The following is a 20,768-nucleotide window of genomic DNA, read 5'->3' as shown; positions in this document are numbered from 1 at the left end:
GACAATGCTTAACTTGACAAGCTGAGAATCGGAGAGGAAAATAAACATGGATAAATGTGTTTTATTATTTGAAAGATATTGAGTGTAAATTATGAATGCTTCTTTTTGGGGACGCGTTCTACGAGAGGAAAAATCATGGAAGAGATAAAGAAAACTGAGCGTCTCTTTGGAGAAAAGCAGGAAGATTATCTAACGGTGCTTACACAGATTGATATACCTCTTGCGATATATCAGTATGTGAATAATAAAATTGTAACGATTTTTGTTTCGGACGCCCTGATGGAGTATATGGGGCATGGCATTACAGACCGCGAAACAATGATTGAGTTTTATAATGAGGATATGTACAGGTATGTGCATCCTGACGACCGCGACCGCATTATTACTGCTGCGCGGGATTTTGCTACGGGGCGCAGCGGTGTATACGATGTGGTCTATAAGGAACAGCTGCCGGTGCGGACAGGATGGTCGGTTATTCATGCTCACGGATACCATCATAACATGAGCGACGGAACCAGATATGCAATAGTGTATTATGATGATATCACGACGGCGAGGGAGCTGAACAGGGCTCAGGAAGAGCTTGTGAACCGCACTTTCTTCGAGAGTCTTGCTCAGTACGATGAAGCGATTGCTATTTTTGATACGGAAACACATGAGCTTTTTTATGTAAATGAACGAATGAGGAAGTTTGTACCTCCGCCTCCGGGATATGCAAATGGGATTTCTATTGAAGAATATCTTGGAATCAGCGTACTTCCATTTTCGGCGAATGAAATGATTGAACGCGGGAAATTCACCATGATGGTTCCTGAGAAGGAGAAGGTTATGATTTTCCGTGCTTCAAGAACTGAATGGCACGGCCGTGAGGCGTGTGTGCTCCTGCTGGCAACTCACGAGGACGGACAGCTGGTGGATGAGCTGACAGCACTTCCGTCGCTTAATTACCTTCGTGTCCACGGGGAAAAGGAAATGAAGACCTCAATCCCGGGACCAAGAAATTTCAGCGTTATATTTTTTGATATTTGTGATTTCAAGGAATACAATTATCTCTTTGGCTATGATGCGGGAGACAGGCTTTTGAAACAGTGCGCTGATGTTATACGCGAACATTTCAAAGGGGAATTTGTCTGCCGTTTTTATGATGACCATTTTGTTGTTCTGAGTACAAAGGATAATCTGGCAGAAGAAATCGCATCGGTATGCCGTGATATTATCGGTTCCGGCTTTGGCACAACCATACAGCTCAAGGTCGGCGTGTACGAAATGAAGAACAGGGACGAGGGAATTATTTCCGCGTGTGAAAAGGCGCAGATTGCGCGCAAGTGGATTCAGTTTGATTCGTCAAAATTCTGCTGCTTCTATGAGCCTTATATGCAGGAAATAGATGTTTTGCAGCAGTATGTTGCTTCACATATTGACGAGGCAATTGATGAAGGATGGATTGAGGTCTATTATCAGCCGATTTCCTGTACTCTTTTTGGCCGTATATGCAGTTTCGAGGCGCTGGCACGGTGGAGAGACCCCGAACGGGGCCTTCTGGAGCCGGGGGTTTTTGTCGGTGCACTTGAAAAATCCCATCAGATTCATAAGCTTGATGCATATATGATTCATCTGGTGTGCAGGGATATGCGTAAGAGAATGGACGACGGTGAGACGGTTGTGCCGATATCCTTCAATCTTTCGCGCCTTGATTTTGTATCCTGCGATATATTCCAAATAATTGAGGATGCCGTAGCTGCTGAAAATATAGACCGTTCTATGCTCCATATAGAAATTACCGAGAGCCTTTTTGCGGCAAACACGTATATCAAGGAACAGGTTGTACGTTTCCATAAAGCGGGCTACGAGGTATGGATGGACGATTTCGGCAGCGGATATTCTTCTTTGAATGTGCTGAAGGATTATGATTTTGATGCGCTGAAAATTGACATGGTGTTCCTTTCAAAGTTTGACCAGCGGTCTAAGGATATTATCCGTGCCATTGTCGTAATGGCGAAGAAGATAGGTATCCGTACACTTGCAGAGGGTGTTGAAACAGAGGAGCAGCTTGCATTCCTCAGGCAGATAGGTTGTGAGTTTGTTCAGGGATATCTTATCAGCGCGCCTCTTCCTATACGTGATGGCATAAAGCTGCTTGAATCAAAAAATTTCTCGTTGGTCAATCCGAAGGAACGAGTATTTTTCGGTAATGCATCAAAGCTGGATTTTACGACGGACAGATCCATGGCTGTTACTTTTTATGATGGACAGAACCAGCATTTCCTTTTTGCGAATGATAAGTTCAAACAGGCACTTGCTGATGTGGGGATGACTTCACTGAAGGATGCGGAGGATGAAATGAATGAAAGACATCTTCCCACAGGCCGTATGTACCGCAGCTTTGTGGAGCGTACTGCTGCCAGCGGAAAACAGGAGGAGTTTACCTATTCTGCCGGGGGCAAGTATATGAGGCTTACCTTAGAGGCCATTTCAGAGATGGACGGTAAATATATCTTCGTAAATTCTCTGGAGACAATGACGGTGCACGCAGACACGAAAAAGATAGCTCGGTTCAACAGATATCTTATGGCGATGGCTATGAGCTATGATGACGTTGCGCTAATACACTTTGATGAGGATTATGCGGAAACTATAATAAGCTTAGGAGCATTTTATGATGGTGATGATGCGCGGCATTATAAGCTAAAGGAGAGCTGCAGACTTTACGCGGAGATTTTTGTTCATCCGGAGGATCGGGATGCGTACCTGGCTTTTGCTGAGCCTGATACACTGATTAAGCGGATAGAAGACGCGGAAGCAGGTTATCTTTCCGAGGAATTCCGCCGTCGCCGCAGCACTGAAGAACCGTATATATGGCATCAATATACGGTGTTCCTTATGCCTAATTCCGAAAATCTTGTAATGCAGATGGTTCGCCGCGCACCGCATGCCTTTCACTGCGGCTGCAGGGAGTAGGCTATGCTGACATATTCTTTTGAGCATATAGGGAAAACACCGCTTTACGAGCATCTTTACAGATGTGTTCGGGAGGATATTCTTGAGGGACGGCTGGCTCCGGGGGAAAAGCTGCCCTCAAAAAGGGCACTGGCGCGTAACTTGGGGATAAGCACTATAACCGTGGAGAATGCGTATGGACAGTTAATGGCAGAGGGCTACTGCTATTCAGTGCCAAAAAGCGGCTTTTTTGTGACGGAAACAATAGAAAAGCCACCTGTGCAGACGATGCGCCCTGTGACGGAGATTACTGCGGAGCCCGAGCCAGTAAAGTGGCGTATAGATTTCACTGCTAATACGATGCGGCCTGAGGATTTTCCCTTTGCGGTATGGACCAGGCTTTTAAGACAGATTGTCAGCGAGGCCTCCGAGGAACTGCTTGTTCGTTCTCCGAGCAACGGGGTATTTGCACTGCGTCAGGCAATTGCGGAGCACCTGAGAAATTTTCGTGGGCTTAATGTGGCGCCGGAACAGATTGTAGTCGGGGCAGGAACGGAGTATTTATACAGCCTTCTGGTGAAATTTTTTGGCAGGGACAAAAGATTCTGCGTGGAAAATCCCGGCTATGACCGCATAAAGAAGGTCTACGCCGGCAGCGGAGCCTTCTGCGGGACTGCGGATATGGATGAGCAGGGAATAAAGCTTGAGGATGTGGAGCGTCTTGGGACCGATATTCTTCATATCAGTCCGTCGCATCATTTCCCTACGGGAATAATTATGCCCGTCAGCCGTCGGTACGAGCTGCTTTCCTGGGCAGGTCAGAAGCAGGGCCGCTGCATTATCGAGGATGATTATGACAGCGAGTTCAGAATGACCGGACGGCCGATTCCCACACTTATGAGCATTGACGCTGAAGGGCATGTCATTTATATGAATACCTTCAGCAAAAGCTTGACTCCGACGATACGTATAAGCTATATGGTTCTTCCTGTGAATATGGTTCGCCCTTTTAATGAAAAGGTCGGCTTTTACAATTGTACCGTGTCGAATTTCGAGCAGTATACGCTTGCCAGGTTTATACATGAAGGTTATTTTGAAAAGCATATAAACCGTATGCGAAATGTTTACCGCCGCCGCAGGGAGGAGCTGCTGACGCTTCTGCGTTCAAAGGAAAACAGCAAACGTCTTTCCATCATTGAACGCGGCTCAGGGCTGCATTTCCTATTGAAATTCAATACAAAACGCAATGATGAGGAAATAGTACGCCGGCTTGAGGAGAAGGGTATTCGTATGCGTCCGCTTGCTGCATATTATGAAAATCCAAAGCCGGAGGCCGCGCATATTTTTGTTCTGAATTACTCGAACCTTGCCGTGGAAAAACTTGATAAGGAATTGTTCAAGGGAATTTTGTAAGCAAAGTGAATAAACCATAAGAAAAGCCGCCGGGCGTCTGAGAACGCCGGCGGCTGTCTTTTAATCCTGTGATATTTTTCTTGCAAACAAGACTATGCAAACGACTGCGAAGGCTAAACCCGCAGGATAGCTGATATTGGTTCCTAACTGCAGGCCTTCCTTTGCCTGTATTATGTAGGTGAAGGTAACGGCTGACATGAAAGCCGCAGGGATTGCTGCCATGAGCCAGGCCTTGCTGTCTTTGATTGTTTTGTGCAGATAAACCGCACCCGTCCAAAGAACAATCATAGCCAAAGTCTGATTGGTCCATGAGAAATAACGCCAGATGATATCGAAATTCATCTGCGAGAGTATACCGCCTATCGCAAGCAGTGGAACGGCAAACATCAGTCGGTTGACCATATTCTTTTGCTTTACCTTGAACCAGTCTGATAAAGTAAGACGGGCACTTCTGAAGGCCGTGTCGCCTGATGTAATCGGGCATGCGATAGCTCCAAGCATTGCCAGAGTTGCACCTATATATCCTGTCATACTTCCGTCACCGCCCATAAAGCCGGTACAGATTTCGTAAACAACGCTTCCTGCGCCGCCCTTTGCCATGGCAGCTGCCAGTCCGTTTGTGCCGTCGTAGAAGGTTATTCCCGCAGCAGCCCAGATAAGAGCAATGATGCCCTCTGCAACCATCGAGCCGTAGAAGATAGGACGTCCCAGATGCTCATTTTTCAGGCAGCGGGATATAATCGGCGACTGAGTGGAGTGAAAACCCGAGATAGCACCGCATGCGACAGTGATAAACATGAGCGGCCAGATTGGCATTGCATCTCCCTTTGGATGGAGATTTGCCAGCTGCATTTCCGGCATGGTATGTCCGCCGACACCAAGCAGCATGCCTCCCATAATCCCGATTGCCATTATAATCAGGCAGGCGCCGAACAGCGGGTAAAAACGGGCAATCAACGTATCAATCGGAAGTAATGTCGCGAGGAAATAGTACAGCAAAACGCAGGGCAGTACTATGGATACTGATACACCTGTAAGCTTTGAAAGAAGACCTGCAGGGCCTGTCATGAAAACTGTTCCAACAAGGATAAGTAGTACTACAGAGAAAACCCTTATTGCGAAGCCCATGGTGTCTCCCATGTGGTTTGCTACTACCTCGGATATGCTCTGTCCGTCCTCACGCTCAGAAATCATTCCCGAGAGATAATCATGGACGCCGCCGGCAAAAATCGTTCCGAGGACAATCCAAAAATAAACCGAAGGCCCCCAAAGTGCGCCCCCCAGCGCGCCAAATATAGGACCGAGACCGGCAATGTTCAGAAGCTGTATCAGAAACGCTTTCCAGGTTGGAAGCAGGATATAATCAACCCCGTCATTATGAATCATGGCAGGAGTTGGCTTATCCGTCGGTCGAAACAGTTTCTCAACGAATGTGCCGTAAATAATGTACCCCAAAATTAAAGCACCCAAAGCACACAAAAAAGTAACCACAATACCTCATCTCCAGACTTATAAAAATTTTATCTGAATAATTAGATAATAACAAAAATTGTTTGTTTAGTCAAAAACTACATTAAATGATAAGGATAAAATGTTTGCTTGTGGCAAACTCTGATTTAAGGCATAATATTTTTAATTAAACACTATTCGGAGGCGGGTATATGCGTTTTTTTCATTTGTCGGATTTGCATATCGGACTGAAGCTTATGAATCATGACCTCAGCGAGGATCAGAGGCATGTTTTTAAGGAAATCGCTGAATATGCGGGGGAAAGGCAGCCGGATGCCATTGTCATAGCCGGAGATATATATGATAAAGCGGTTCCGTCGGCAGAGGCTGTGGAGCTTTTTGACGAATTTGTCATGATGCTTACGGAGGCTGCTCCAAAGGCAGAGCTTATGATGATAAGCGGAAATCATGACAGCGGCTCGCGGGTGAATGTGTTCCGTGGAATTTTAAGCCGCCATCATATTCATATGATTGGACTTCCACCGCGTTCAGATGATGAACGTATCGAAAAGGTTACGCTTAAGGATGAAAACGGTCCTGTGAATTTTTATCTTCTGCCATTTGTTAAGCCGTCTATGGTGAGGGGCATAGTTGCAAAGGAAGGAGAGGCAGGGCTTTCCTATGAGGAATCCTTGCGCCGTCTTTTTGCACGGGAGAATATAAACACTGATGAACGCAATGTGCTGGTGAGCCACCAGTTTTTCCTGCCGTCGGGCGAGGATGCCCAAAACATAGAGCGCATGGAATCGGAAATCTGCACTGTCGGGAACGTAGATGCCGTAAGCGCAGAGCTTCTAAAGTCCTTTGATTATGCTGCCCTTGGCCATATACATAAGCCAATGAAGGTCGGCTCGGAGCTTATCCGTTACTGCGGTACGCCGCTTGCGTGTTCTGTCAGCGAGGCAGGGCAGGAGAAAGGTGTTATTGAGGTAACGCTTGAAGCGAAAGGCGAAATAAAAACAGAGGTGCTTCCTTTGAAGCCACTGCGTGAGGTGCGCGTACTCAAAGGAAATCTGGAGGAAATTTTGGCTCAGCCGTCGGATGACTATGTGACAGTGATTCTGACAGACGTGAATGGAAATGATTCCTTTGATATGCAGGACCGTCTTCATTTTGCTTTTACTCATCTCCTGGAAATCCGCAGGGAGGAAAACCGCGCGGCAGATTATCAGGTGGAACTTACAGGGCTTAAGCATTTGGATGCCTACGAGCTTTGTACTGAATTTTTGAAGGATTTGAATGATGAAGAAAAGGGTATTTTACGTGAGGTCATAAATACCGCCAGGGAGGTGAACTGACATGCGCCCTGAAAAGCTTGTGATGCAGGCCTTCGGCTCCTATGGAAAGAAGACCGTTATTGATTTTACTATACCTAACCAGAATCTTTTCCTTATTACTGGTGATACTGGGGCAGGAAAGACCACAATATTTGACGCGATGGTTTTTGCCCTTTACGGCGCAGTAAGTGCCGGGGATACAAGAAAAGAAGGAGAAGCGCTGCAGAGTCAGTTTGTCGGAATAGATGTTGAGCCCTTTGTTGAGCTTACCTTTACCGAGGAGGATGGCGGTGAACGAAAAACCTATACGGTAACGCGTGTGCCACGCCATGTCAGACCGTTGAAGCGAGGCAAGGGGACAAAAGAGGAATCGGGATCGGTTACGCTTCTGATGCCTGACGGTGCTGTTTACGATGCCAAGACCACAGATGAGAAGATAATCGAGCTCATCGGACTTACAAAGCAGCAGTTCATGCAGGTCGGCATGATTGCACAGGGCGAATTCCGTCGTCTGCTGGTTGCAAAATCGGACGAAAAGAAAGAAATATTCCGCCGCCTTTTTGATACAGGAGTTTATCAAAAGATTGTAGAAGAGCTGAAGCAGCGTAAGGGAACCGAACAGGCGGAAATAGAGAAGCTCTGGGCAGAGGTAAAGGCACAGACAGGAATCCTGCAGTTCCCGGAGGAAGAGGAGCTTTCCGCGCTCCGCGATACAATAAAAACGTCGAAAAAGCCTGCTGTCGCGGAGCTTGAGGCCCTTTTGGAAGGGCTTGCTCCTTTCTGTGAAAAGGAAGCAGACAGGCTTTCGAAGCTTGATGCTGAGCGAGGGGAAGCTGCGCAAATCAGAGATAAAAAGAAGGAGCTGCTTACACAGGCGGAAACTCTTTTGATCTCCTTTGATCAGCTTGAACAGGCAAGGAAGACCATAAAGGAAAATGAAGTACTTGAGTCGTCTATGAAGGAAAAGGAAAAGCTTTCGACGCAGATAGACACAGCATACGATATTCTTGCGGTTTATAATCGTTTTGAAGACGCAGATAAAGACCTTCGCAATTCCGGGGAAAAGCTTGCTGCACAGAAAGAGCTTTTGCCGAAGCTTACGGAAAAGTCCGGGAATGCGGCAAAAGCAGAGGATGAGGCCAAGACCACGCAGCAGGAAGCCGAGCGCTTGCTGGCAGCGGTAAAGGTAAAGACTGATGCCGCTATGAAGCTTTTTGAGGAACTCTCAAGTGCCGAAAAAGCGGCCAGCACCGCGAGAGGCATGTGGGAAAAGGCGGCTGCCGAAAGGGAAAAGGCGAAGCAGGCACTGGAAAATTTTGACAGGGATATCAGTGAAAAGCGTAAAGAAGCGGATTCCTTGCAGAATACAGGGGCAGAACTCAAGGATGTGGAAAATAAAATTGCTTCCATAAGGGAGGCGGAGTCACATCTTATCGCTGCAAAAACAGCGCATGATGAGTATCGTAAATGCAGTGCTGAATACAAGGCTGCGGTTGAGAAATATGAGGCGGAAAGAAAGAAATATGATACAGCAAACAGTGAATTTGTTTCCATACAAAAATCTTTCCTCGATGCGCAGGCAGGGTTCCTTGCAAGAGAAAAGCTGCATGATGGCGAGCCTTGTCCTGTGTGCGGCTCTTTGGAGCACCCTGCGCCCTGCAGACTTCCTGAAGGGCAGGAAAACCTGACCCGTGAAATGGTGGAACATGCAAAAGCGGAAGCGGAATGCTGTTCAAAAGCACAGGATAAGGCATCAAAGGATGCCGGAGACAAAAATGCGGCACTTGAAGCAAAGAAAGAAGAGCTAAAGGGGCTGCTTGGCTCACTTAGAAATGCAATGCAAAAGGTGATTGAGGTTCCTGAGGAGCTTCGGCTTCCCATTGCTGAGAAAATGATTGCGGAAGCACACGGGGAACTTGATGAGAAGGAAAAAACGCTTAAAAAGAAAACCGACAGGTACAACGAGCTGCAAAAAGAACTGCAGAAAACGGACGAAAATCGTGAAGCGTTGAAAAACGCAGAGGAGCTGGCCTCACAAAAAGAAAGTGAAGCAAGGACCGGAAGCGATACTGCGGCAGCGGCCTTTGAAACGCTGAAGAAAAGAAAGAACGAATATACAACGGAGGCTGAAGCGAAGGAAGCACTTCAAAAGGCTCAAAAAGAAAAATCAGATAAGGATAAAATGCTTTCGGCAGCGCATGATGAGGCTGAAAAAGCAGCCAAAGCAATGACCGAAGCAAAAGCACTGATTGAGAGCTGCGAAAAGGAGATACCAAAAAAGAGAGAGGAATTACAAAAACGGCTTGAAGAATACAAGATGATGTGCAAGGAAAAAGATCTTTCTGAGCTTGAATGGCAGGAGCTTACAGGCAGTCATAAAAAAGAAGATGTGGAACGACTGCGAAAAGAGGTTCAGAAGTTCAGTGATGTCATGAACAGAGCGAAGGCAATAGCAAAGTCTGCGGCAGAGGTGGTTAACGGAAAGTCAAAGCCGGATATAGAAGCACTGCGGGCAGAGGCTGAAGCATCGGATGCTGCCGCGAAGAAGGTACAGCTGGAGTATGAGGAGCTTTCAGGACGTGTAAAGACGAATAAAGCTGCCTATGAAAATCTTTTGAACGGTCTGGATAAAAGAAAGGAACGTATGCACAGATATGGGGTTATCGACTCCCTGTACAGCAGACTTTCTGGAAATGTTACAGGCGGACGAATGGATATTGAAACATTTGTACAAAGGCATTACTTAAAAAATATTCTTATTGCTGCTAACAGAAGATTTTCCATAATGTCCGGAGGACAGTTCGAGCTTCAGCTCATGGACAACGAAAATGCGGCAACTGGGAAAAATCAGGGACTTGACCTCATGGTGTATTCCTTCGTGAATAACAATGAGCGCAGGGTAGATTCTCTCTCCGGCGGCGAGTCCTTCATGGCTGCTCTTTCCCTTGCTCTTGGCATGGCAGACCAGATTCAGGCAGAAACAGCGGCAATCCGCCTTGATGTCATGTTCATTGATGAGGGCTTTGGTTCTCTTGATGGGGCAAAATGCGGACAGGCTGTGAGGATTCTTCAGCGGATGGCGGGGGGAGACAGATTGATAGGAGTAATCTCTCATGTTTCGGAGCTTAAGCAGAGTATTGAAGACCAGCTTATTGTCACAAAGGACGAAGAAGGAAGCCATACACGATGGATCATAAGCTGATAGGGGTTTCCCTAAATGGCGGTTGAAGATAGCGAAACGAAATGATATAATTTCATTATTGAGATTGATTGAATAATCAATAAACAACGGAGGCGACGGAAAATGAAAAAATCATTCCTCTTGCTGGGGACACTCCTTTGTGCTCTGGCAATGCTCTTGGGCGGCTGCGGCGGCGGAGACAAAAAAGCAGATGCACCAAAGGGCGGAGACAAGGAGCTCACAGTTTACACAGCACGCAGTGAGAGCCTGAACAATGCAGTTATCCAGAACTTTGAGAAAGACACGGGAATCAAGGTAAATGTAGTCGTAGCCGGCACGGGCGAGGTCGTTAAGCGCGTCGCGTCGGAGAAGGCTAACCCGCTTGGAGATATTCTCTGGGCAGGAAGCGAAGCTATGCTCGCATCCAAGAAGGATCTTTTCCAGGAATATGTATCTCCTGAGGACAAAAACATGATGCCGGAATTCCGCAACACGACGAAATTCTTCACGCCGGCATTCTCTGACCCGACGGTCATGATTGTTAATACGGATATGACTAAGGACATGAAGATTGAGGGCTTTGCCGATCTTTTGAATCCTGCTCTTAAGGGCAAGATTGCTTTCGGCGACCCGGTCAATTCTTCCTCGGCATTCCAGTCCCTCGTCGTTATGCTCTATGACATGGGCAACGGTGAGCCGTTCAGCGAAGGCGCATGGAACTATGTGGATAAATTCCTCGCTCAGCTTCAGGGCAAGATGTCCAACAGCTCCAGTCAGGTTTATAAAGGCGTAGCAGGCGGTGAGTATGCTGTAGGTCTTACATGGGAGGATCCTGCGGCTTCTCTCGTGAAGAGCGGCGCACACGTAAAGGTTGTTTTCCCGAAGGAAGGCGCTCTTTATGCTCCGCAGAGCGTTCAGATTATCAAGAACTGCAAACATCCTGAGAACGCAAAGAAATTTATCGACTACATGCTGTCTGAAAAGATTCAGAACCTCGTAGGCACAACGCTGACGGTGCGCCCGCTTCGTCAGGGTGCTAAGCTCGCAGATTACATGACACCTGCTGACAAAATCAAGATTGCTCCGAAATTCGATGAGAAATGGGTATCGGAGAACAAAGACAAGTTTACCAAGATGTTCACGGAGCACCTTGAAAAATCCATGTAAGATAGAAAACGAGAGCGCCGGCACATGGGAGATACTTTATGTGTCGGCGTTTTTTATTGAGAAGGAGTTAAGGAAAAAGAAATGAGTGTTTCCATCGAAATTTCTGATGTAATAAAAAAATATCAGGATAATACGGTTATTAAAGGGCTGTCCCTGTCAATAAAACCGGGAGAATTTTTCACCCTGCTCGGCCCGTCGGGCTGCGGCAAAACAACGCTTCTGCGCATGATTATCGGATTTAACTCCATTGAGGGCGGTACTATCGCGGTTGACGGCAATGTTATCAATGATATTCCTGTCAACAAGCGCAACATGGGTATGGTTTTCCAAAACTATGCGATTTTCCCCCATCTTTCCGTTGCGGACAACGTTGCTTTTGGCCTGAAGCAGAGAAATATTCCAAAGGACGAGCAGAAAAAGCTGGTTGAAGAAATCCTTGATGTCGTTAAAATAGGACATCTGAAGGACCGCATGCCGACACAGCTTTCAGGCGGTCAGCAGCAGCGTGTGGCTTTGGCCCGTGCAATAGTCATCCATCCGCAGGTGCTTCTGATGGACGAGCCGCTGTCCAATCTTGACGCGAAGCTGCGTGTTGAAATGCGCAACGCAATCAAATCTATTCAGCAGAAGGTAGGAATTACCACGGTCTATGTTACTCATGACCAGGAGGAGGCCCTTGCCGTTTCCGACCGTATTGCGGTAATGAATGACGGAGTTATTCAGCAGGTAGGTACGCCAAAGCATATTTATCAGCGCCCATATAACCGTTTTGTATCCCACTTTATCGGCCTTTCCAACTTCTTTGACGCAAAGCTGACCAAGGTAAACGGAATGCCTGCCGTAGACTTTGGCGGCTATGTCGAAGCAATGACGAATATTGATACCACCATACTCGGAGATGAATGGGAGAACGCTCCTGTTATGGTTGCGGTACGTCCTGAGGAGTTTGCCGTTGCAAAGGATGGAGAGGGTCTCGAAGCTACAGTCCTCAGCTCGGTATTCCTTGGTATATCCACGCACTACTTCATGCGTCTCGCTGACGGGAAGGACGTTGAGGTCATTACGCCGTCGGACGCAAACGCAATCCTTCCTGACGGAGCGAAGGTAAAGCTCCGTGTTCTGCCGCAGCGTATCAATGTGTTCACCGCTGACGGAAGCCGCACACTTATCGCGGATGACGAGGATGGTGAGCCGGCATGAGCCTGAAAAAGCCAAGCATCTGGATGGCGTTTACACTCGTCATTCTGTGCTTCTTTGTACTGTTCGTCGTATATCCGCTGTTTCTTATCATGTATCAGAGCGTAGTTGACCCTGTAAATCATCAGCTTACGCTTGATTATTTTACGAAGTTCTTCGGGCGGAAATTCTACTGGAGCACTCTGGTAAACAGCTTCAGCGTAACAATCTGCTCAACGCTTTTGGCAGCACTTATCGGACTTCCTATGGCATATCTTTTGCGCAGCTATAAGATTCCTGCCAGCAAATACGTAAATATTCTTATCGTTATTTCGTACCTTTCGCCACCGTTTATCGGAGCGTACGCATGGATTCAGCTTTTGGGACGAAACGGCTTCATCACGCAGCTTATTAACCAGCTGCCCGGAATTCACTTCGGCGGAATTTACGGCTTTGCCGGTATCGTTTTGGTATTCTCTCTGCAGTCCTTCCCGCTGATTTATATGTACGTGTCGGGCGCGCTGAAAAATATGGACAGCTCACTTAACGAAGCGGCTGAAAGCCTTGGCTGCGGTGCTTTTGACCGCGTGCGTCAGATTATACTGCCCTTGGTCATGCCGTCACTTCTTGCAGGCTCGCTTCTCGTGTTCATGCGCGTGTTCTCGGATTTCGGTACGCCAATGCTCATTGGTGAGGGCTATAAGACCTTCCCGGTACTCATTTACACCCAGTTCATGGGTGAGGTATCCACGGACGACCATTTCGCGGCTTCGCTCTGCGTTATTGTCGTGGCGATTACGCTTTTCCTGTTCTTCCTGCAGCGCATGATGGCAAAGCACTATTCCTATGCAATGACAGCTCTTAAACCTATGCAGCCTGTAAAAGCAAAGGGAATGGAAAAAATTGCGTCGTATCTTTTCGTTTACGGCGTCTGCTTTATCGCAATGCTTCCGCAGCTCACGGTTATCTTCACATCGTTCCTTGAAACGGTGGGAGGCGCGGTCTATACAGGCAGCTTCTCGCTGATGAATTATGAGAATACTCTTTTCGCGAAGGATAATTCGTCTATATTCAACACGTATGCCTTCGGCTTGGCAGCCATCGTATTCGTTGTCGTACTGGGTATTTTGATTTCCTATCTCACGGTGCGTAAGCCGTCTATGCTTACAAGTCTTCTGGATACTCTGACCATGTTCCCGTACATCATTCCGGGTTCTGTTCTTGGTATCGCGCTCCTTTCCAGCTTCAACTCAGGGCTTATCGTCCTTTCGGGAACGGCGCTTATCATCATAATTTCGCTGACGATACGCCGTATGCCGTACACCATACGCTCCAGTACAGCCATCATAGGACAGATTTCTCCAAGCGTGGAGGAGGCTGCTGTGAGCCTAGGCGCAAGTGAGTTCACCTCCTTCCGCAAGGTCATGGTTCCCATGATGCTGCCGGGTGTTCTCGCAGGCGCAATCATGAGCTGGATAACGCTTATCAGCGAGCTCAGCTCCTCGATTATCCTCTATACACAGTCCACAAGTACACTGACCGTTGCGATTTACGCGGAGGTTATCCGCAGCAACTTCGGCAACGCTGCCGCGTACTCCACGATTCTGACACTGACCTCTATTCTTTCGCTGCTGCTGTTCTTCAAGCTCACGAAAAACGAGGATATAAGTGTGTGATGTGAATATTTGAAAAAAGAGCCCGTTGCATTAAGCAATTTGCCTAATGCAACGGGCTCTTTTTTCGGGCTTAAATGACGTTATTTTCGTCGATACAGAACGCGGAGAAAATCTCTGAGAGTTTCCCGTTCATCATCGGTAGGGAAATGTGCGTAAATCGTATATCTGCCGTTCATCAGTATGTTTTCCAAATCTGTTAAATCTTCTTCTATTGACGGGTCATCGTTGCCAAGCAGATAATCTATGGAAACGTCATAGAAATTTGCAATCTTTTTCAGCGTCTCATAATCAGGTTCTCGAATGCCACGTTCATAACGGCTATAAGTATTTTGTGTAATGCCTAGCTTTTGTGCGGCTTCGCCCTGAGACATTTCCTGATGTTCCCGTAGGTTTCTTAATCGTTCACCAAACATGCACCATTCCCCCCTGTAATCAGAGTACGATAGTGTTGTCATAAATTGTCCATTTAGGATAATAATATTGAAATTATCCTAAATGGATTGTAAAATTAAATCTGGATTTGATTTGCAGGGAGTGGGGTTTGTGCTATTTAACTCGTATGCGTTTATTTGTGTTTACTTACCTATTGTATTTGCAGGGTTTTTCCTCACAGCAAGATATGTGGGCCATCGAGCTGCGACTTTGCTGCTGGTAGCGGCATCTTTTACCTTTTACGGATACTGGGATATTCGCTATGTTCCGTTGCTCTTTACATCCATATTATTCAACTATTTCATGGGGAAGAATATAGGAGAAACAAGCCGAAAGAAATTATGGCTCATTATAGGATTAACAGGCAATATTGCATTGTTGGGATATTTTAAGTACACGGATTTTTTCATCGCTACAATCAATGACCTTAGCGGGAACGCATTTGATTTGCCAAACATAATTCTGCCCCTTGGCATTTCTTTTTTTACTTTCACGCAGTCAGCGTATCTTGTAGACGTGTATCGGAACGAAGCAGCAAAGCATGATTTTCTCACCTATTGCGAATTTGTGACAATCTTTCCCCATCTTATTGCGGGTCCAATCATCAGCCATAAGGAAATGCTTCCACAGTTCACGTCAGAAAAGACTTTTCACGTCAATATTGAAAATGTAGCGTTGGGACTGACTCTTTTTGTAATGGGATTGGCGAAAAAAGTTTTGATTGCTGACAATCTTGCGCCTATCGTTAATAAAGTATTTTCAATGGCTGACAACCTGACATTTTTCGAGGCGTGGATAGGGGCGCTCTCATATACTTTTCAGCTCTATTTTGATTTCTCCGGTTATAGTGAAATGGCAATTGGATTGGGGCTGATGTTTAATCTGAAATTTCCGGTGAACTTTAATTCACCATATCAGGCGCAAAGCATGATTGATTTTTGGCGGCGATGGCACATGACTCTGGGGCAGTGGGTGAAGGATTACCTTTATGTTCCCATGGGTGGCAACCGTGACGGAGAGTTCATGAAGATGCGGAATCTTTTTGTCAGTATGCTGCTTATTGGATTGTGGCATGGGGCAGGCTGGACTTTCATTTTATGGGGTGGACTTCACGGTGTTTTCCTGATGGTGAATCACTGCTGGCGAAGACTGAAAATAAATCTTCCTGGTGTGGTTAATTGGGGACTTACTTTCATGTGTGTTGTCGTGTGCTGGGTATTTTTTAGGGCGAACAGTGTAGGTGATGCTGTGGCAGTGTTGTCTGCAATGGTGAATGTGCATAACATTGCCTTGCCAGATGGTGGATTTTATGCGAAATATCTGTCGTTCCTTAGTCAGTATGGAGTGCAGTTTATCAAATGGACAGTTACTTCCAGCCTGTTGAATACAGGGGCGTTGTTAGTGGTATTAACCGTGGTTCTTGCGTGCTTTCCTAACCCACAGCTTTTCATCAGTCGTATGCAATCACACCCGCGGCGTATGACGGTGTTGGCAGGGGTGTTGGGAATGCTTTTTGCAATAATACTTCATTCTATGGGTTATGTCGAATCAGAATTTTTATATTTTCAATTTTAAGGGGCGTATAAAACGTGAGTTTTTACCGGAGATACATCATCATTTTTGCTTTAGCAATGATTGCAGGTTTGGCACCAAAACCATTATTGTTCTTTGCTAATTTAGGATACCCTAATATGGCGACATACAATTGTGATGGCTTTTTTCAGGTCAAAGATTCGTATGCAAATTCCATAAACGCACCTAAAATAATGTTCATTTCCGGTTCAAATACTCTTTTTGGCGTTGACACTGAAAAAATTGAAAAAGAATTTCGAATTCCTACAGTTAACTATGGTGTAGCAGCGCCGCTTCATTTTTATATTTTTCATAGGGCAAAGAAATATATTCACAGCGGTGATACCGTTATTCTCCCGCTTGAATATGATTTTTACGACGATGATAAAATGAACCCGTCCTTGGGATATGTTGCATATATAGCAGGTTATGATCCTGCTTTTTTTTACGACATGTCATTTGTCGATAAGATTATTTTTATAAAATCGATGAATATACAAACTTTAATTAAGATAACGTGGAAGCGGATTATATTAGCAGAGAATGAAGATGATGAGCATTATGACCGCAAATATCTCAATAAAAATGGGGATATGACCTATAATCCTGTAGCAAAGAAAAAAGACTTGACAACATATATGGGAGAAATGTTTCCTAACGATTCAATATCGAGTGATGCCCAAAAGGAACTGGAAGATTTTATCAGTTATTGTCATCAAAGTAACATAACTGTTTATGCTGCATGGCCTAATTTGCTACATGGCGAAAAGAAATTTTCGGACAAGGACTTGGGAAGAATACATGCTATTGAAGCTTTTTATCGTGAAAATGATGTTGAAATTCTCGGAAACTACAACGATTGCATCTATGATGCAGAGCTGTTTTATGATAGCTGTTACCACCTTAACGAAGAAGGCAAGCGAATACACACAGATTATCTTATTCGGTTGCTGAAGGAAAAACTTAATCGCTAAGAAGTATTTTTGGCAGTTGTCGTTGCTTGGTAGGTAATAAAAAAGATGTGACAAAAATAAAGTCTTTGTCACATCTTTTTTTACGGTTTCAGCGAGGTAACGGGAACAACATATACACCATCTTCGCGTTTATATGCGGCATTGCTTAAGCCACAGAGGACACAGAGAAATTTTGGTTCTTTTCCTTTGCCTTCTTTTGCAATATCGGCGCGGATGCTCAAAAGATTTTCTGCGGCGGAATCAATTTGATGGGCGCCCAGTTTGATTTCGAACGCGCCCCAGTCGCCGTTTGGCATTTCCACAATCGCGTCGATTTCTTTTTCACGATAGTCCTGATAATGGAAGAGCTTGCCACCGTGGGGCATAGCATAAAGCCACAGGTCGCGCTCGCACATGGATTCAAACAGGAAACCCATTGTATTAAGGTCGTTGATAAGGCCTTCTTCGTTCAGCCCAAGCAGGCTGCAGGCAATGGAGGGGTCGGTCAGGTGACGCTTGCTGCTTTGCTTGACTCGTACCGATGAACGAACACCGGGGCTGAAAGGTGGCTGGTCTTCGATTAGATACAATCTGCGAAAGACATCCAGATATTCTGCAATGGTGGGGTCGCTTATAGCAATGCCATCAACATCCATAATATCTTTTTTGAGTGTCTTGTTTGATACGGTCGTTGATTCGTTTCTTGCCAAAGATTTCAGCAGGCGAATCATTTTTGAGCTGTCTCTTTTTATTTCATCAAGGCGGTTAGAGCCGTCATCGATTATGGCGTTAATATAACCCTGGGGGAGAAGGTGGTATTTTTCCTTCGGAACCGTCAGACTTTGGGGCCAGCCGCCGCGGACAATGAGCTGCGCTATTTTTTTCAGCTCGACGTCTCCGGTCAGCTGTGTCTCGACGTCTCCGGTAAATAAGGAGTGAAGAGATACTTTCCCGTCAGAATCGCCGGATTCCCATAGGGACATTGTACGCATTCGGAGAGGAACGATGCGCCCTGCACCGCTGTGCATTATGCCTTTTCTTTTCGGGGTAGATGAGCCGGTCAGAATGAACTGCCCCTGTGCCTGACGACTATCCACTTCATAGCGTACAGCATCCCAAATACTCGGAACCTCCTGCCATTCATCAATGAGTCGTGGGGCTTCTCCCTTCAAAATCATAGCGGGATCAAGCTGTGCCAGCTTACGGTTTTGAAAATTATCTTTTGAATCACCCAGCATAAACTGACTGTTGCAATTGTGCATGGCAGTCCATGTCTTTCCACACCATTTCGGTCCTTCAATGCAGACAGCGCCGAACGCTTCAAGATGGTCTTTTATTATGCTGTCGATAATTCTGGAGCGGTAGTCATTGTTTTGCATTTTACGCACCTCGTTTTCACAAATTTATGGTATCGATTTTATCAAATATGCTAAATTTATTTTATCAAATTCGTAAAAGTGACTTTATCAAATTTACTAAAATCATTTTATCAGATTTCAAAATTGCCATCAACCTGAATCATCGAATGATTAATTATAATGCCTTCAATTAAAGTTTGCCATAGGCAAACTTTCCTCTGCGGCATTTTGCCAATGGCACTAGCTTCGCGTCGCGCGAGGCGGGAGAGATATGCTCACCGCCTGTTATTAGTCCCAGCCCCCACTTACGACGCGCAGCTAGTCCTTTAGGGCAGAAGTGGGGGACATCTTTTGCCGAGTTATATTATGAACGCAAAAAGACCTGAACAAATGCAGTTTTCGCATTCATTCAGGTCTTTTATTTTGTTACCAGCCGCCGGAAGAACCGCCACCGCCGGAGCTGCCACCGTGACCGCCGCCGGAGGAGTGATGGCCGCCACCGGAATGACCGCCGCCGGAGTATCCGCCACTGCCGCCACCGCCGCCGGTGGGGAATTTATCCGTAAAGTCGATAGCGCCGGAGGAAAGAAGCAGGAGCAGGTAGCTGAGTCCCATGAGAAGCGTATAGAACATCTGCCAGAGGCACCAGATGAGAACCCCGATAAGGCCTATTCCGATTATGGCGCCCACGGCTAATTCCCAAAATGACATATCGTCCACATCTTCCTCGGTTACGACGTTTTGCTTTGTTTTTGCCGCCGACACAGCCGTTTCTACTTCCGCAGGAGGGGTCAGGCCCTCTGCTGAGTATGCTTTTCGGACAAGCTGTCCGTAGGCTGCGAGGATTGCGGGGGAGTAGTTTCCTGCCCGAAACTGAGCTTTCATGCCATCAAGCACCGTACCGGCATAGCCGTCGGTAATGGTTCCCTCAAGGCCGTAGCCAACCTCGATGCGGAACTTTCTGTCATTCTTTGCAATGAGAAGCAGGACACCGTTGTTTTTCTTCTGGTCGCCCAGGCCCCAGTTGCGGAAGAGCTTATTAGCGTATTCTTCAAGGTTATCCCCGTCCAGTGAATCTATCGTCACCACTGCTATCTGAGCCCGTGTCGCTTGGTCGAGAGCTCTGCCCATGGCAAGAATTTTTGCCTTGTCCTCCGCACTGACCATGTTTGCTTTGTCCTGGATATAAATATCCTGCGTGGGCATGGGAGGAATCTCTGCCGCGTTGCACGAGGGCAGAAGCACAGTAAGCCACGCGAACAGAAAAACAAAAACAGAGAAAAGCCGTTTTATTTTTATATTCATAGTTTGCTCCTTTTACCATCCGCCGGAAGAACCGCCGCCACCCGAGCTTCCGCCGCCAAAGCCACCGCGTCCGCCCGATGAGCCTCCTCCGAAACCAAGGAAGTCTTTGAAACTCAGATCAAAGTCGTACCGCCAGTCAATAAAGCCTGAGCTCAAAAGATAAAGTCCCCAAAGAAGAATTCCCATTATGACCCGATAGAAAAAGAAAATCAGGAGAAGGGCGATAGCGCTGAGCACGACGAGAAACAGAATCCCAAGCCAGAAAGGAAACTCATCCTCTGCGTCCTCCACACTTTTGGGAACCTCCATGTTTTCTGCTTCGTAGGCTTTCCGCGCGAGCTTCCCATAAGCCTTGACGATGGCAGGAGAATAATCCCCGTCACGGAAATAGACCTTCATATCGTCGAGAACCTCACCGGCAAAGCCGTCGGTAATGACCCCCTCAAGTCCGTAGCCTACCTCCAGACGGAATTTTCTGTCCTCCTTAGCAATCAGGAGCAGAACACCGTTATTTTTCTCCCTTCTGCCGATTCCCCATGAGCGGAACAGTCGGTTCGCGTAGTCCTCCAGATTTTCTCCGCCAAGCGTATTCATCGTAACAACGACAATCTGCGCTCCGGTTTTTTCGTCAAGCTCTTTGCCGACTGCAAGAAGTGTCTGCCTGTCCTCGGGCGACACCATAACTGCGTTGTCCACAAGATAAATGTCCTGTGTCGGTGCAGGGGGAAGAGCCTGCGCTGCGTGGCATGCAGGAAGGAAAAACGTCAGACATGCGGCAAGACAAAGAAGAAATAAGGCAATCTTTTTCATCC

The 20,768-nt window shown here is 46.5% G+C and carries 14 protein-coding genes; 9 read left to right on the top strand and 5 right to left on the bottom strand.

Features of this window, described 5'->3' with window-relative positions:
• Positions 1 to 135 precede the first annotated feature (135 nt).
• Positions 136 to 2,958 carry a GGDEF domain-containing phosphodiesterase gene (locus BUA83_RS09175; protein WP_072935953.1) on the top strand — a complete coding sequence of 941 codons (2,823 nt, stop codon included), beginning with the start codon at positions 136 to 138 and terminating at the stop codon, positions 2,956 to 2,958.
• A gap of 3 nt (positions 2,959 to 2,961) precedes the next feature.
• The gene (pdxR, locus tag BUA83_RS09170; protein WP_072935952.1) at positions 2,962 to 4,350 is read left to right on the top strand and encodes a MocR-like pyridoxine biosynthesis transcription factor PdxR; all 1,389 of its coding nucleotides are present in this window, start codon (positions 2,962 to 2,964) and stop codon (positions 4,348 to 4,350) included.
• A gap of 60 nt (positions 4,351 to 4,410) precedes the next feature.
• Here pdxR and BUA83_RS09165 read toward each other — a convergent pair whose 3' ends face one another.
• Positions 4,411 to 5,841, bottom strand: coding sequence for a carbon starvation CstA family protein (locus BUA83_RS09165; protein ID WP_072935951.1), 1,431 nt, complete (start codon positions 5,839 to 5,841; stop codon positions 4,411 to 4,413).
• 170 nt (positions 5,842 to 6,011) lie between these two features.
• Between BUA83_RS09165 and BUA83_RS09160 the strand changes: the two genes are divergently transcribed.
• The 5 genes from BUA83_RS09160 to BUA83_RS09140 all read left to right on the top strand — a co-directional run bounded on the left by BUA83_RS09160 (position 6,012) and on the right by BUA83_RS09140 (position 14,336).
• Positions 6,012 to 7,157: an exonuclease SbcCD subunit D gene (locus BUA83_RS09160; protein WP_072935950.1), complete on the top strand. Its 1,146-nt coding sequence runs from the start codon at positions 6,012 to 6,014 to the stop codon at positions 7,155 to 7,157.
• A gap of 1 nt (position 7,158) precedes the next feature.
• Positions 7,159 to 10,338, top strand: a complete 3,180-nt coding sequence (locus BUA83_RS09155; RefSeq protein ID WP_072935949.1) for an AAA family ATPase — start codon at positions 7,159 to 7,161, stop codon at positions 10,336 to 10,338.
• A gap of 102 nt (positions 10,339 to 10,440) precedes the next feature.
• Entirely contained in the window at positions 10,441 to 11,484 is a 1,044-nt protein-coding gene (locus BUA83_RS09150) for an extracellular solute-binding protein (protein ID WP_072935948.1), read from the top strand.
• Between the two features lie 81 nt (positions 11,485 to 11,565).
• On the top strand, positions 11,566 to 12,684 hold the full coding sequence (locus BUA83_RS09145; protein WP_072935947.1) for an ABC transporter ATP-binding protein: 1,119 nt from the start codon (positions 11,566 to 11,568) through the stop codon (positions 12,682 to 12,684).
• The gene (locus BUA83_RS09140; protein ID WP_072935946.1) at positions 12,681 to 14,336 is read left to right on the top strand and encodes an ABC transporter permease; all 1,656 of its coding nucleotides are present in this window, start codon (positions 12,681 to 12,683) and stop codon (positions 14,334 to 14,336) included. The genes BUA83_RS09145 and BUA83_RS09140 overlap by 4 nt, the downstream gene beginning before the upstream one ends.
• Positions 14,337 to 14,416: 80 nt before the next feature.
• Here BUA83_RS09140 and BUA83_RS09135 read toward each other — a convergent pair whose 3' ends face one another.
• A complete protein-coding gene (locus BUA83_RS09135; RefSeq protein WP_072935945.1) occupies positions 14,417 to 14,749 on the bottom strand; it encodes a helix-turn-helix domain-containing protein in 333 nt (110 codons plus the stop codon).
• Between the two features lie 82 nt (positions 14,750 to 14,831).
• Here BUA83_RS09135 and BUA83_RS09130 point away from each other — a divergent pair, with 82 nt between their 5' ends.
• Together BUA83_RS09130 and BUA83_RS09125 are read left to right on the top strand one after the other, a co-directional pair.
• A complete protein-coding gene (locus BUA83_RS09130) occupies positions 14,832 to 16,343 on the top strand; it encodes an MBOAT family O-acyltransferase (RefSeq protein ID WP_234988310.1) in 1,512 nt (503 codons plus the stop codon).
• Between the two features lie 14 nt (positions 16,344 to 16,357).
• Positions 16,358 to 17,314, top strand: coding sequence for a hypothetical protein (locus tag BUA83_RS09125; protein WP_144340526.1), 957 nt, complete (start codon positions 16,358 to 16,360; stop codon positions 17,312 to 17,314).
• An 80-nt stretch (positions 17,315 to 17,394) separates the two neighbouring features.
• Here BUA83_RS09125 and BUA83_RS09120 read toward each other — a convergent pair whose 3' ends face one another.
• From BUA83_RS09120 to BUA83_RS09110, 3 genes are all read right to left on the bottom strand, one after another.
• Positions 17,395 to 18,672, bottom strand: a complete 1,278-nt coding sequence (locus BUA83_RS09120) for an ATP-binding protein (RefSeq protein WP_072935942.1) — start codon at positions 18,670 to 18,672, stop codon at positions 17,395 to 17,397.
• A 405-nt stretch (positions 18,673 to 19,077) separates the two neighbouring features.
• The gene (locus BUA83_RS09115) at positions 19,078 to 19,956 is read right to left on the bottom strand and encodes a TPM domain-containing protein (protein WP_072935941.1); all 879 of its coding nucleotides are present in this window, start codon (positions 19,954 to 19,956) and stop codon (positions 19,078 to 19,080) included.
• Between the two features lie 12 nt (positions 19,957 to 19,968).
• Positions 19,969 to 20,766, bottom strand: a complete 798-nt coding sequence (locus tag BUA83_RS09110) for a TPM domain-containing protein (protein ID WP_072935940.1) — start codon at positions 20,764 to 20,766, stop codon at positions 19,969 to 19,971.
• Positions 20,767 to 20,768: the final 2 nt, after the last annotated feature.

This window comes from Schwartzia succinivorans DSM 10502 (assembly GCF_900129225.1).
In the GTDB taxonomy this organism is placed as follows: domain Bacteria; phylum Bacillota; class Negativicutes; order Selenomonadales; family Selenomonadaceae; genus Schwartzia; species Schwartzia succinivorans.
The sequence above is the reverse complement of the archived record's forward strand: the minus strand, read 5'-3'. Positions and strand labels throughout refer to the sequence as shown.

Bases quoted from the DNA above. Each gene is read 5' to 3' on its own strand.
- pdxR (WP_072935952.1), top strand. From the start codon at position 2,962: ATGCTGACATATTCTTTTGAGCATATAGGGAAAACACCGCTTTACGAG.
- BUA83_RS09135 (WP_072935945.1), bottom strand. From the start codon at position 14,749: ATGTTTGGTGAACGATTAAGAAACCTACGGGAACATCAGGAAATGTCT.
- BUA83_RS09115 (WP_072935941.1), bottom strand. From the start codon at position 19,956: ATGAATATAAAAATAAAACGGCTTTTCTCTGTTTTTGTTTTTCTGTTC.
- BUA83_RS09150 (WP_072935948.1), top strand. From the start codon at position 10,441: ATGAAAAAATCATTCCTCTTGCTGGGGACACTCCTTTGTGCTCTGGCA.
- BUA83_RS09110 (WP_072935940.1), bottom strand. From the start codon at position 20,766: ATGAAAAAGATTGCCTTATTTCTTCTTTGTCTTGCCGCATGTCTGACG.
- BUA83_RS09140 (WP_072935946.1), top strand. From the start codon at position 12,681: ATGAGCCTGAAAAAGCCAAGCATCTGGATGGCGTTTACACTCGTCATT.
- BUA83_RS09120 (WP_072935942.1), bottom strand. From the start codon at position 18,672: ATGCAAAACAATGACTACCGCTCCAGAATTATCGACAGCATAATAAAA.
- BUA83_RS09130 (WP_234988310.1), top strand. From the start codon at position 14,832: ATGGATTGTAAAATTAAATCTGGATTTGATTTGCAGGGAGTGGGGTTT.
- BUA83_RS09160 (WP_072935950.1), top strand. From the start codon at position 6,012: ATGCGTTTTTTTCATTTGTCGGATTTGCATATCGGACTGAAGCTTATG.
- BUA83_RS09175 (WP_072935953.1), top strand. From the start codon at position 136: ATGGAAGAGATAAAGAAAACTGAGCGTCTCTTTGGAGAAAAGCAGGAA.
- BUA83_RS09145 (WP_072935947.1), top strand. From the start codon at position 11,566: ATGAGTGTTTCCATCGAAATTTCTGATGTAATAAAAAAATATCAGGAT.
- BUA83_RS09155 (WP_072935949.1), top strand. From the start codon at position 7,159: ATGCGCCCTGAAAAGCTTGTGATGCAGGCCTTCGGCTCCTATGGAAAG.